Raw genomic sequence first — 12,787 nt, 5'->3', positions numbered from 1 at the left:
AAGGCAAGTGACCGAAATCCAGGACGCCACCGACGCGTTCCGCAAGGACCTGTCGTCGTCGACCTTCGTGCGGGCCATGGTGGAGACGGGCGTCCGGCCCTTCTACCGCTCCCTGCACATGACGGGCGACGGGGAGGCCGTCGTCGAGGGGCGGGACGTCGTCATGGCGGGCTGCAACGACTACCTGGGCCTGTCCACGGACCCCCGGGTGACGGCGGCCGCGGCCGAGGCGCTGACCCGCTACGGCGCCTCCTGCTCCGGTGCGCGCACCCTCAACGGCACCCTCCCCCTCCACGGCGAACTAGAGGAGCGGATCGCGGACTTCCTGGGCACCGAGGCGGCCGCCGTGGTCACCACCGGCTTCCAGGCGAACCTCGCCGTGGCCGCCCTGCTCGGCCGCGGCGACATCGCCTTCAGCGACATGTCCAACCACGCCTCGCTGGTCGACGGCATCCGGCTCGGCGCGGCCCGCCGCGTCCTGTACCCGCACTCGGACACCGTGCGGCTGGACACGCTCCTGGAGCAGGCCACGGCCGCGGAACCGGCCGCGGGCAAGGTCGTCGTCACCGACGGGATGTTCTCCATGGACGGCGACCTGTGCCGGCTCCCCGCGCTGACGGAGCTCGCCGCCCGGCACGGCGCCCGCCTCGTCGTGGACGGCGCCCACGACATCGGGCTGCTCGGCCCTGCCGGGCGCGGTGTCGCGGACCACTTCGGCCTCATGGACCGGGTCGACCTGTTCACCGGGACCCTGTCCAAGTGCTTCGGCTCCACCGGGGGGTTCCTCGCCGGTCCCGCGCACGTCATCGACTACCTGCGCTACAGCGCCCGCTCCATCCTCTTCTCCGCGTCGATGCCGCCGGCCGCCCTCGCCGCCGGGATCGCCGCGCTCGGCATCGCCGCGGCCGAGCCCTGGCGGCGCCGGCGCGTGCTCGCCCTCGCGGAGGCGCTGCGGGCGGGGCTGCGCGCGCTCGGCTACGACACGGGCGACTCGGTCACCCCGGTCGTGCCCGTCCTCATCGGGGACGCGACCGTGTGCGCCCGCATGTGGCAGGCCCTGCTCGACGAGGGCGTGTTCACCAACGCGGTCGGTGCCCCCGCCGTCCCCGAGGGCCGCTGCGTGATCCGGGTGACCGTGCAGGCCACGCACTCCGACGCCCACCTGGAGGCGATCCTGGGCGCCTTCGCGGCCGCCGGCCGCCGGATCGGCCTCGTCCCGGAGCTGCCCGCCCAGGCGGTGGCCCGGTGAACGCCGTCACCGTCACCCCCGTCGAGGACCGCGCCGCCACGACGGCCTTCATCAGGCTGCCGTACGCGCTCTACCGCGACGAACCGCACTGGGTCGCGCCGCTGGAGCGCGAGGTGCGCGCCTTCCTCGACCCGCGCCGCAACCCCTTCTTCGAGACGGCCGAGGCGCGGCTCTTCCTCGCCCGCAGGGGGCGCCGGACCGTCGGCCGGATCGCGGCCGTCACCGACCCCCGCTTCCACGAGCGGCACGACTACAAGTGCGGTCACTTCGGGCTCTTCGAGTGCGCCGACGACCTGGAGGCCGCCGGGGCCCTGTTCGACGCGGCGGCCGACTGGCTGGCCGGGCGCGGGCTGACCCGGATGCTGGGCCCGCTCAGCTTCTCCGTCAACGACGAGTGCGGGCTGCTCGTGGACGGCTTCGACGGGCCGCCGAGCGTGGGCATCCCGTACAACCCGCCGTACTACGCGGACCTGCTGACCGGCTGCGGCTTCGGCAAGGCCAAGGACCTGCTGTCCTGGCTGGTGCCGATGCCCCCGGACGGCGAGCCGCCCGCCGCGATCGCCCGGGTCGCCGCGCGCACCCTGGCCGACCCGGCCGTGCGGGTGCGGCCGCTCGACCGGGACCGCTACGAGGCCGACATGGCCGTCATCAAGGACATCTACAACGACGCCTGGGCCGAGAACTACGCCTCCGTGCCGCTGACCGACGCCGAGTTCCTGCACATGGCCGCCCAGTTGAAGTCGGTCGTCCATCCGGAGCTGGTGCGGATCGCCGAGGTGGACGGCGAGCCGGCCGCCTTCACGCTGTGGGTGCCGGACGTGAACCAGGCGCTGCGCACCGCGCGGGGCAGGCTCACCACCTGGGGGCTGCCGGTCGGCATGCTGCGGATCAGCCGCGCCATGGGGCGCATCACCCGTGTCAGGGGCGGCACCTCGGGCGTGCGCAAGGAGCACCGCAGCCGCGGGCTGGTGGCGGTGCTGCTCGCCGACGCGCAGCGCGCCGCGTTCCGGCTCGGCTACACCGAGACCGACCTGTCCTGGATCCTGGAGGACAACCGCGGCTCCAACCGGCACGCGCAGGCCATGGGCGGGGTGCACTTCAGGACGCACCGGCTGTACGAGCGCGACGGTGGGGGCCTGCGGTGAGGTACCTCGTGACCGGTGCCACCGGCTTCATCGGCGGCCACCTCGTACGCCACCTCACCGCCCGCGGCCACGAGGTGACCGCGCTGGTGCGCGGCGGCCGCGACGTGCCCGGCGCCCGCAGCGTGCCCGGTGACCTGGCCACCGGGGAGGGGCTGGCCGTCGCACTGCGGGGCGTGGACCGGGTCGTCCACCTGGCGGGGGTCACCAAGGCCGGGGACCCCCGCGCCTACGCCGCCGTCAACGCCGCCGGCACACGGCGGCTGTGCGAGGCCGCCGCGGCGGCCGCCGTGCCGCCGCGCCTGGTGTACTGCTCGTCGCTGGCCGCCTCCGGGCCCGGCCGGCGGCGGCACGAGGACGCGCCGCCGGAGCCGGTCTCCGCGTACGGGCGCAGCAAGCTCGGCGGCGAGTGGGCGGTGCGGGACGCGGCGGACCGGCTGCCGGCCGTCGTGGTCCGGCCGCCGATCGTCTACGGCCCGGGCGACCCGGAGTTCCTGCCGCGGCTGGTGGCGGCGGTGCGTACCGGCCTGCTGCCCGCGGTCGGCCGGCCCGGGCCGCGGCACTACTCGCTGATCCACGTCGACGACCTGTGCAGGGCGCTGATCACCGCCGCCGACCCCGGCACGACGGACGTGGGCACGTACCACGTCTGCGACGGCACCGAGCACCGCTGGGAGGACATCGGCGCCGCCGTGGCGGCCGCGCTCGGGCGCCGGGCGCCGCGGGTGGTGCACATCCCCGGGCCGCTGGCGATGGCCGCGGCACGGCTGTTCGGCAGCTCGTCGGCGCTCAACCCCGACAAGGTCGCCGAGGCGCTGCATCCCGCGTGGACCTGCGCCCCCGGCGGCCGCCTCCCGTACCGGCCCGCCGTCACGCTGCCCGAGGGGCTGCGCGGCGCCCTGAAGCGCTGACCGCCCCGCCAGGAACCCCACCAGGAACCCCGCCAGGAAGGGGGAGCACCCCCATGCGCCGCCGACTGTCCCCGTACGAACGCGTCATCTGGGCCGCGGGCGAGCGGCTCCCGGTCAACATCGCCGCCGTGGCCCGGGTCGAGGGCCGCACCACGCCCGGGCGCGTGCGCGCGGCCGTGGCGTCCGTGCGGCGCCGCCACCCCCTGCTCGGCGTCCGCATCGCCGACCCGGGGCCGTGGCAGGGGCGGCTCACCACGACCGGGGTGGCGGACCCGGGGGTGCGGGTGGTCCCGGACGCCGGTGCGGGCGCCTGGTCCCGCGTGGTGGAGCAGGAGCTCCAGCGGCCCTTCGACACCCGTACGGGTCCCCTCGCCCGCTTCGTGCTCGTCGACGCGGGCGAGGCCTTCGACCTCGTCACCGTCTACCACCACCTGGTGGCCGACGCCGTCTCCGCGGGCGTCGTCATGCGCGACCTGCTGACCCACCTCGGGGGGCCGGATCCGGCGGGCGCCCCCCTGCCCGGCCCGGCGCGGCCGCCCGGCGCACACCGGGCGGACGCGTCGGGCGCGTCGGGCGCGTCGGGCGCGGGCCCGGTGCCGGTGCTGGCGGCACCCGCGGACGAGCTGATCCCCGGCCCCCGCGCCCACCCCGGGGACCTGCTGAAGACCGCCCGCGCGCTGGGCGGGCACGTACGGCCGCCGTACCCCTCGGACGGGCGGCTCGCCTACCACGCGTGGTCGCTGGAGCGCGAGGAGACGGAGCTGCTGCTCAAGCGGTGCCGGGCGCAGGGCGCGACGCTGCAGGCCGCCCTGTGCGCGGCCTTCGCGCGGGCCGCCGCGCCCGGCCGCCCGGCGCGGATCGCGGTGGCGGCGGACCTGCGCCGGGTGCTCGAACCGTCGCCCGGTGAGGCCATGGGCCTGTACGCGGCGAGCTTCGTCGTCCCCGTGGACGGCGGCACCGACGACCTGTGGGCGGCCGCGCGCGCCGCGCGGGCCGGGATCCACGCCCGGCTCACCCCGGAGGAGCTGCGCCCGCTCGTGCGCGTGTTCCGGCTGACCTCGTTCCTGCCGCACCGCGCCGTCGGCGCCCTCCTGCAGCGCGGCGAGACGCGCGGCCCCCGGTTCGACGTGTCGGTGAGCAACACGCGGCTGGACCTTCCCGGGACGTACGGGCCGCTGCGGCTGGCCGCCGTCCACGGGGCCGCGCACACCAGCCTGTCCGGGGCGCCGCTGGTGATCGTGGTGGGGCTGGGCGGGCGGCTGTTCCTCAGCGTGACGTCCACGGCGGGCGAGGAGGCCGCCGACCTGTGCCGGCGCGCCATGGACCACCTCCTGTCCGCCGGATGAGGCCCACTGACGGATAGCGGCGGGCTCAGCGGGTATCGGAAGGACGTGGCACGCACCGTGGGAGTGGAAGAAGAGCTTCTCCTGGTGGACGCGCGGTCCGGGGAACCGCGCGCGGTGGCCGACGCGGTGCTGGACGGCGGCCCCTGGCCCCGGGAACTGGTGGCCGAGCTGCAGCAACAGCAGCTCGAACTGAACAGCTCCCCCTGCGTCTCCCTGGACCAGCTCCGGGAGGAGCTGCGCGCCTGGCGCCGCCGGGCGGCCGGGCTCGCCCGCTCGGAGGGCGTCGCGGTGGCGGCGCTGGGGACCTCCCCGATGGCGGTGCCGCCCCGGCTCACCCCCAGGGGCCGCTACCGCAGGATGGCCCAGTCCTTCGGCCTCACCGCGCAGGAGACCCTGACCTGCGGCTGTCACGTCCACGTGGGGGTGGAGTCGGACGAGGAGGGCGTGGCCGTCGTCGACCGCATCCGCCCCTGGCTGCCGCCGTTGCTGGCGCTCAGCTCCAACTCGCCGCTCTGGCAGGGCGCCGACACGGGGTACGCGAGCTACCGCTACCAGGTCTTCGGCCGCTGGCCCACCGCCGGGCCGACCCGCGGCTTCGGCTCCGCCGAGGGGTACCGCGCCGCGGTGTCGCGGCTGCTGGCCACGGGGATCCTGATCGACCAGGGCATGCTCTACTTCGACGCCCGGCTGTCGGCGAAGTTCCCCACGGTGGAGGTGCGCGTCTGCGACGTGTGCCCGGAGTACCAGGACGCGGTGGTGCTGGCCGCGCTGGTGCGCGGCCTGGTCGAGACCGCCGCCCGCGACTGGGCCGACGGGTGCCCCGTGCCCGCCGACGACGTGGCCCTGCTCCGGCTCGCCTCGTGGCGGGCCAGCCGCTCCGGCCTGGACGGCGCCCTGCTCGATCCGCGTACCTTCCGTCCGGCGAGCGCGCACGACGTCGTCGAGTCCCTGGTCGCCCACGTCGAGGGCGCGCTGAAGGACGCGGGCGACCTGTACACCGTCCGGGCCGGCGTGGACCGCCTGACCTCCCAGGGCTCCGGCGCCCGCCGGCAGCGCCAGGTGTACGCGCACGGCGGCGCCGCCGCGGTCCTGCGGGACGCGGTGCGCCGCACCGCGGCGTGACGGGGCCCCGCGCGGCCCTCGCGTCAAGGCGGAGCCACGTGCACTCCGCCCTGCTGCGGTGCGCCCCGACTCGCGGTACCGGGCGTCCGGGCACTCGGGCGTGGTGGGCGTCTCCCAGGACTCCGGGTTGCGAGGGCGCCTCGGGGTTCCCGCGAAGTCCGGCACCGGGCCTCGGGCACCGCGGCTCGCGCGGAGGCCGCGTCCCCCGTGCCGCGGCATGACCGGGCCGGACGGACCCCGCCATCGCCGTCCGACGCCGCGCCGCCGTCACCAGGCCGAACGCCCGGCCCCACCATCGGCTTCGCCGCGGAACGGCACGAGTCGGCGTCACCCGCCCCCGGCCGGATGCCTCGTGCAGGGGAACGACCCCGCAGGGCAGCGACCACTGCTGCGGGTTGCCCCGGTGCGGTGGGGCCCGACCGGCCGCCACCCTCACCACACGCCGCCATCGGCACGCGGTCCTGCCGCGACGCCGTCGGCGCGGACGCCCGGGCCGCGAGAGCCGTCCCGCGGCCGGCGGCGCCGCATCGCGCAGTGAGCAGTCGGTCACAGACGGCGCGCTATCCTGCCGCGACGCCGGCAACGGGGATCGGGGGCGGCTGATGACGGACGCGCGGGCGGCCGTGGACCGCATGCTGAGGCGCTTCGCGCTGGCGGAGCCGCCGGGCACCGGCCGCCTCGTCGACGGCGCCGGACCGGCGCCCGGGAGCCTGCTGCGGGCGGCGGAGGACCTGTTGCGGGAGTCCTGGCGGAGCGAGGACGGCCGCGCCCCGGCCGCCGCCGCCCTCGCGCTGATCGTGCTGGGCCTGGACACGGCGCCCCGCGACCATCCGCTGCGCGCCCGGCTCGTCCTGCACCTGCAACTGGCCGACCGCACCCTGGCGCACCTGCACGGCGACTTCCGCACCGCGCCCGAGGTCCGCCACCACCTGGGGGCGCAGACCCAGCACCGCTCGCAGGGCGACCTCGTGTCCGTCGCCGCCCGCTACCCGTCCGGACCCGCCCAGCAGCCGTTCCGGCCCGCGGACCCCATGGAGGGCGGGGCGGCGGCGCTGCTGGCGACGCTTCCTGCGGACGACCTGTGCCGTCCCGGGCTGCTCGCCCGGCTCGCGCACTCCGCGCTGATCCGCTACGAGTGCGGGGCCACGGAGGAGTTGCCCGCGCTGTGGGCGCGTGCCCGGGAGGCCTTCGCCGCGGTCACCCCCGGGCACGTCGACGCCCCGGACGCGGGCCGGGTGGCGGTGCTCGCCGGGATCGCCTGGGTCCGGGCCCACCCGCGGGACCGGGAGGCGGTGGACGTCGCCGTGCGGGGCGGGCGGCTGGCGCTGGCCGCGGCGAGCGGGCGCACCTTGGGCGGGCTCCGGGACCGGCACGAGATGCGCAGCGTCCACTTCGCGCTGGCGGCGGCACTGATGTGCACGCTGCCCTGGGCGCCGGCCCGCGCGACGATCGACGAGGCGATGGGCCTCCTGGAGGCCTACCGGGCCGAGGGCCTGCCGGACGACAACGGGACCTACGAGGTGAACCTGGCCTCCCTGCTCGCCGCCCGCGCGGTCGTCGACTGGGAGGCCGCGGACGCCGCCGAGGCCGAGCGGATACTGCGCGCGCTCGTGGCGCGCCTGCCACCGGGCCATCCGCTGCTGCCGCACGTCGCCGCGAAGGCTGCCGCGGTGGGCGAACTCCGCGGCAGGATGCGGCTCGTACCGCGGGCCCTCGGCTCGGTGGCGACCCGGTTCCTGCCGATGATGGTGCGGTTCGCGCCCGCGCTGCCGCCGGTGCAGCTGCGGTCGGCCCTGCCGCCGGACGGCTTCCGCACCGCCCCCGTCACCCCCGCCCCGGAGCCCGGGCCCGGACCGGAACCGGAACCGGACACGGGCACGGGCGACGGCGAGGGCGAGGACGAGGACGAGGGCGAGGGCGAGGACGATGGAGCAGCCGACGACCTGTACGCGCGCTTCACCTCCGCCTTCCCCGTCCCGCCCGACATGCGGCCCCTGCTGGACGCCCTGGCCAAGGGCCCCGGCACGCCCCAGGGCATGGATCCCGCCTTCGTCGCCGACGCCGAGCGGCGGTTGCGCGAGGCGCTGGAGCGGACGGAGGCCGGCAGCACCGAACGCGCGTGGACGGCGAGCCTGTTGATGGCGGTCATCGGGATGCGCTACATGGCCGACCAGGACGCCGCCGTGATCGAGGAGGCGGCCGCGCTCGGTGACCGCGTCCTGGCCGAGCTCCCCCACGGCTCCGGGGAGCACGCCCGCCTGGTCCTCGCCTCGGCGCCGTGGCAGCACATGCGGGCGGTGCTCGCCATGGACACCGGCGCCCTGCGGGCCTGCTGCCGGGAGCTGCGCACGGCGCTCGACCTGCTGCCCGGGGAAGCGCCCGAGCGCGCCGCCGGGGAGGTCGAGTACGCCAACGCGCTCACCAACCTCGCCGGGCTCACCCAGGACCCCGTCCTGGCCGCCGAGGCGCGCCGCAGGATCGCCGACGCCTCAGGGCGCGTGGAACGGACCCCGGGCCTGACGGACCTGCTGGGCGGGATGGTGACCTCGTACGGCCACTGGGCGGACTACACCGATGCCACGGTCCGCGGGGACCAGCGGGCGGCGCGGGCGGCCGAGGTCGCGTTCGTGGCGTCGCCCGCGGGCGAGATGCCGGCGCTGCGGTTCGAAGTGGCGCGCATCGCGATGGCCGACGCCCTGGAGCACCACGACTGGGCGGCCGCGGCCGACGCGGCGGCACGGGCCCTGGAGACCCTGCCGTCGCTGGCCTCGCGGGCCCTGGCGCGGGATGACCGCCGGGCGACCGTCGGCGGGGCGCTGCTCGGCCGCCGCTACCCCATGGCGCACCTGGGGGTGGACGGCGCCGACCCGTCGGGGGCGGGCCGGCCCGATCCCCTGACCGGTACGAGCCTCGGCCGCACCGGCTGCGCCGCGGCGCTCGCCGCCGGGCGCCCCGCGCAGGCGCTGGCGCTGCTGGAGCGGGGCCGGGCCGTCCTGATGGGCCAGGACCTGGAGGCCCGCGCCGATCTGACCGCCCTGTCCGCGGCGCACCCCTTGCTGGCCCGGGAGTTCGCCGGGCTCGGGGGACGCCTGCGGCGGGCCGAGGCGGGCGAGGACTTCATGGAGCGGCACGTGCCGGCCGCCGAGTGGGAGGCGCTGCTGATGCGCGTCCGCGGCAAGCCGGGCTTCGAGCGGTTCCTGATGCCGCCCACGGAACGGGAGATGCGCGCCGTGGCGGCGCAGGGACCGGTCGTCGCGGTCAACGTGGACCGGCTCCGGTGCGACGCTCTCGTCGTCACGCAGGAGCGCATCTTCTCCGTGCCGCTGCGCGAGCTGACGGAGGGGCAGCTGGCCCTGCGGGCCCAGGAGTTCCTCGGCGCGGTGAGCCTGCCGCGGACCGCGCCCGACGAGGAGCACGACCGCGCCCGCGAACTCGTCCTGGACACCCTCGCCTGGCTCTGGCGCACGGTGGCCGAGCCGGTGCTCACCGCCCTCGGCCTCACCCGGCCGCTCCCCGCGGACGCCCCCGCGTCGGCCGCGCCCCGGCTGTGGTGGTCGGCCTCGGGGCCGCTGGCGTACCTGCCGCTGCACGCAGCCGGACTGCAGCGGCGGCACCAACTGCACGACGGGCGCACCGTCCTGGACCGGGTGGCGTCCTCCTACACCCCCACCCTGCGCGCCCTGCGGCACGCCCGGCAGGTCTCCTCCGGCCGCACCGGCGGACGGCTGCTCGCCGTCGGCCGGCCCACCGGCACGGCGGGCTCGGCGGGCGCCTCTGCCCGTGAGGTCGCCGCGATCGCGGACGCGCTGGGCGGCGTGCGCGCCGTCGAGGGCGAGGCGGCCACGCCGGAACGGGTCCTGTCGGCCCTGCGCACGGCCCGCTGGGTGCACTTCGCCTGCCACGGCGTCAGCGACCCGCAGGACCCGTCCGCCAGTCACCTGCTCCTGCACGGCGGGCCGCTCAGCGCCGCGGACGTCTCCCGGCAGGAACTGCTCTACGCCGAGCTGGCGGTGCTGCTCGCCTGCCACACCGCGCACACCGGGCAGCTGCCGGACGAGGCCGTCCACCTCGCCTCCGCCTTCCAGACCGCCGGCTACCCCCAGGTCGTCGGCGCCCTGTGGGAGGCCGACGACGCGGTCTGCGCGCTCCTGGCCGCCCGCCTGTACGCCGCGATCCGCGGCCCGGCACCCGGCGCCGTCGCCCCCGCGGACGCGGGCCGCGCCCTCAACCACGCCATCCGCGCCCTGCGCACCCGCTACGCCCGCTCCCCGGCGGTTTGGGCGCCCTTCGTCCACATCGGCCGCTGAGCCACGCGACGGGACGTCAGGCGCCGCCCAGCAGACCGGCCAGGTCCGGGTGCACGCGGGCCGGGTCGACGGTGGAGACGGTGTACGCGGCGACCCCCGAGATCACCAGGGGGTCCTCCGCCGCGATCCGCTCGATCGTCCGGCGGTCCGTGCCCCGGGCGAGGATCATGCCGCCCTCGGACGAGGGCACCGTCTGCCCGGAGAGCAGGAAGGTGCCGGCGCGGTGGTGGCGTTCCAGGAACGCGACGTGGGCGGCGACGAAAGGCCCGGCGTCCGCTTCCGATCCGGTGTACGTCAGGAACAGCAGGTGCAGCATGCTCGTCCGGTCTCGTGGCGGGGCCGGGCGGGCCGCCACATCATGGCGGTGCCCGCTCCCGCGGGGTCATCTACGGCGGCGCAGCAGCAGGTCGAGCTCCCGCCAGGTCGCCGGGGCGACGGGTCCCGGCGGGACGGGGATCCCCACCGCGCGGGCGACGGAGCGCAGACGCAGGTCCACGACGGCGTCGGCGAGGTCCGCCAGGGCGAAGAGCCGTTCGCGGCCGAGCCACCAGGCGGCGGACACGAGCACGACGCCGACGACGAGTGCGGGCCACCACGCGGTGACGCAGGCCAGCGCCGCGTACAGCAGGCCCCACCCGCACAGCCGGGTGGACGCCTCGAAGGCACCGGCCGCCGTGCGGATCTCCCCGCGGTCGGCCTCCGTGGCCGCCAGCCACAGGCGCGGCCAGACCGCCGTGAAGGGCACCGCGTAGTACGCGCCGACGCGGTGCTCCAGGGCGTGCATCCGGTCGCCCATGCGGGTGGGACGGGCCGGGGGCAGGGGCGCGATCCGGTCGCGGCGTGCCTCGGCCGCACGGGCGGCGGCCAGTTCGGCCTCGTCGCCGTCGCGTTCGTGGTTCCGCAGGTGGGCCGCGACGTCCGCGTCGGCGCGTTCGCGGCGGGCGCGGCGCCGGCGCACGAGCCATTCCCCCGATCCTCCCGGCCAGGGCCCGAGCCACAGCACCTGGACGGCGCGGGCCAGCAGTTGCACCACCAGGCCCGGTACGACGGCGAGCAGGAGCGCGGCGACCAGGGCCAGGAAAAGCGCGGCGCCGCCGTGGGCGTCGGTCCAGTCCGCGTAGCGCTCGACCTCGCGCAGCAGGCGGCCCGCGTCGAACGGCCGTCGTCCGCCGAGCACATGGGCGGCCCAGGCGGTGCCGAGGAAGAGCGATCCGGGCAACGCGAGCAGGGACACCCAGCGCTCGGCGAGCTTCCCGCCGATCTCGTCCAGCAGACCCGCCACCGCGCTAGTACCCGCCTTCCGCGCCGCTGCGGCCCCGCGCCGCCCGGCGGGCGCATCCGCCGCGTCGCCCACCCGGACCGGCCACCCGCGCCGGACGCTCCCTCCACCGTGGGGCTGCACGCACCGGACGCTCCTCCTTCACCCGCAGGGACCGGGACGACGGGCCTAGTACCAGACGGGCCGCAGTTCGGCGTCGAACATCGCGCAGCGCGGGGCGGTGACGGACGCCGTCGGGTCCTCGCTGCGGGCGCAGACGCCGCGCGGGCAGCGGTGGCGCAGGAGGCCGCCGCCCCCGCCGGTCATGCCGGGCACCTGGGCGTAACCACCCGCGACTTTGCGGGAGTCGAAGACCCGCACGCCGAGCCGGAGTCCGAGGTCGGTGACCACCTCCATGTCGCCGGCGCCCTGCCGTACGGTCTCGGCGACGGCCTCGAGTTCGGCCGCGTCGGCCGGGTCGCCGCTCGCGGCGCGCCGCAGCCGCGGCAGCGTCTCGCAGAAGGCCATGACGTCGTCCTCGGTCACCGGCCCAGCCTACTGATCTGCGATCATTGCCGTATGGCGTTCACCGAAGAGCTCGCCCGGGCCGTGCTCGCGGCGGACCGGCAGGACGGCGCGAAGCTGATCGCGCTCGGCGAGAACGCGGTGTTCGAACTCGCGGACGGCGTGACCGTCGCGAAGGTTGGCCGCGGTCCCGAACTGCTGGACCGGGCCGCCCGCGAGGTGCGCACGGCGTCCTGGCTGGCCGCCCACGGCGTTCCCGCGGTACGGGCGGCGGCGCCGCAGGCCCGGCTGGTCGAGGGGCACCCGGTCACGTACTGGGAGCGGCTGCCGGACACCGTACGGCCCGCGGGACCCGCCGACCTCGCCGCGCTGCTGCGGCTCGTGCACGCCCTGCCCGAGCCGGACTTCGCCCTGCCGCGCCGTGACCTGCTGGACGGGGTGGAGCGGTGGCTGCGGCTGGCCGGGCCGGCGGTGGACCCCGCGGACGCGGCGTACCTGCGCGAGCGCCGGGACGGTTTCGCCGCCGCGGCGGCCGCGCTGACCCCGCACCTGCCCGCGGGGCCGATCCACGGCGACGCGCTGCCGCGCAACGTGCACGTCGGCCCGGACGGTCCGGTCCTGGTGGACCTGGAGACCTTCTCCGCCGACCTGCGCGAGCACGACCTGGTCGTCATGGCGCTCAGCCGGGACCGCTACGGCCTGGGTCCGGACGCCTACGACGCCTTCACGGCCGCCTACGGCTGGGACGTGCGCGAGTGGGACGGCTGCGCGGTGCTGCGCGGGGCGCGGGAGACGGCGAGCTGTGCCTGGGTGGCGCAGCACGCGCCGGGCAACCCGGCGGCGCTCGCGGAGTTCCGCCGGCGGGTGGCCTCGTTGCGGGACGGCGATCCGGCCGTGCGCTGGTACCCCTTCTGACCCTTCCTGCCT

At 77.1% G+C, this 12,787-nt stretch carries 10 protein-coding genes; 7 read left to right on the top strand and 3 right to left on the bottom strand.

Translation table 11 applies throughout. The features are described 5' to 3' along the window. The first annotated feature begins 7 nt into the window (after positions 1-7). From AC1VWI_RS32910 to AC1VWI_RS32885, 6 genes are all read left to right on the top strand, one after another. A complete protein-coding gene (locus tag AC1VWI_RS32910; RefSeq protein WP_499514637.1) occupies positions 8-1,249 on the top strand; it encodes an aminotransferase class I/II-fold pyridoxal phosphate-dependent enzyme in 1,242 nt (413 codons plus the stop codon). Then, positions 1,246-2,394, top strand: coding sequence for a GNAT family N-acetyltransferase (locus AC1VWI_RS32905; RefSeq protein WP_499514636.1), 1,149 nt, complete (start codon positions 1,246-1,248; stop codon positions 2,392-2,394). The genes AC1VWI_RS32910 and AC1VWI_RS32905 overlap by 4 nt, the downstream gene beginning before the upstream one ends. Continuing rightward, entirely contained in the window at positions 2,391-3,302 is a 912-nt protein-coding gene (locus AC1VWI_RS32900; protein WP_499514635.1) for an NAD-dependent epimerase/dehydratase family protein, read from the top strand. The genes AC1VWI_RS32905 and AC1VWI_RS32900 overlap by 4 nt, the downstream gene beginning before the upstream one ends. Positions 3,303-3,355: 53 nt before the next feature. Next, a complete protein-coding gene (locus tag AC1VWI_RS32895; protein WP_499514634.1) occupies positions 3,356-4,648 on the top strand; it encodes a condensation domain-containing protein in 1,293 nt (430 codons plus the stop codon). 45 nt (positions 4,649-4,693) lie between these two features. Beyond that, positions 4,694-5,770: a carboxylate-amine ligase gene (locus tag AC1VWI_RS32890; protein WP_499514633.1), complete on the top strand. Its 1,077-nt coding sequence runs from the start codon at positions 4,694-4,696 to the stop codon at positions 5,768-5,770. A 602-nt stretch (positions 5,771-6,372) separates the two neighbouring features. Next, the gene (locus tag AC1VWI_RS32885) at positions 6,373-10,077 is read left to right on the top strand and encodes a CHAT domain-containing protein (RefSeq protein WP_499514632.1); all 3,705 of its coding nucleotides are present in this window, start codon (positions 6,373-6,375) and stop codon (positions 10,075-10,077) included. Between the two features lie 16 nt (positions 10,078-10,093). Here the strand turns inward: AC1VWI_RS32885 and AC1VWI_RS32880 are convergent, their stop codons facing one another. The 3 genes from AC1VWI_RS32880 to AC1VWI_RS32870 all read right to left on the bottom strand — a co-directional run bounded on the left by AC1VWI_RS32880 (position 10,094) and on the right by AC1VWI_RS32870 (position 11,881). Continuing rightward, a complete protein-coding gene (locus tag AC1VWI_RS32880; protein ID WP_499514631.1) occupies positions 10,094-10,393 on the bottom strand; it encodes a YciI family protein in 300 nt (99 codons plus the stop codon). 66 nt (positions 10,394-10,459) lie between these two features. Next, the gene (locus tag AC1VWI_RS32875) at positions 10,460-11,359 is read right to left on the bottom strand and encodes a hypothetical protein (RefSeq protein ID WP_499514630.1); all 900 of its coding nucleotides are present in this window, start codon (positions 11,357-11,359) and stop codon (positions 10,460-10,462) included. Between the two features lie 165 nt (positions 11,360-11,524). Further along, positions 11,525-11,881, bottom strand: coding sequence for a hypothetical protein (locus tag AC1VWI_RS32870; RefSeq protein WP_499514629.1), 357 nt, complete (start codon positions 11,879-11,881; stop codon positions 11,525-11,527). Between the two features lie 33 nt (positions 11,882-11,914). On the opposite strand from AC1VWI_RS32870, the gene AC1VWI_RS32865 reads away from it, so the two are divergent. Next, positions 11,915-12,775, top strand: coding sequence for a phosphotransferase enzyme family protein (locus tag AC1VWI_RS32865; protein ID WP_499514628.1), 861 nt, complete (start codon positions 11,915-11,917; stop codon positions 12,773-12,775). The last annotated feature ends 12 nt before the right edge of the window (positions 12,776-12,787 follow it).

The sequence above is a fragment of the Streptomyces sp. TOM-9 genome, from assembly GCF_056858595.1.
This window is presented reverse-complemented; position numbering and strand designations above follow the sequence as displayed.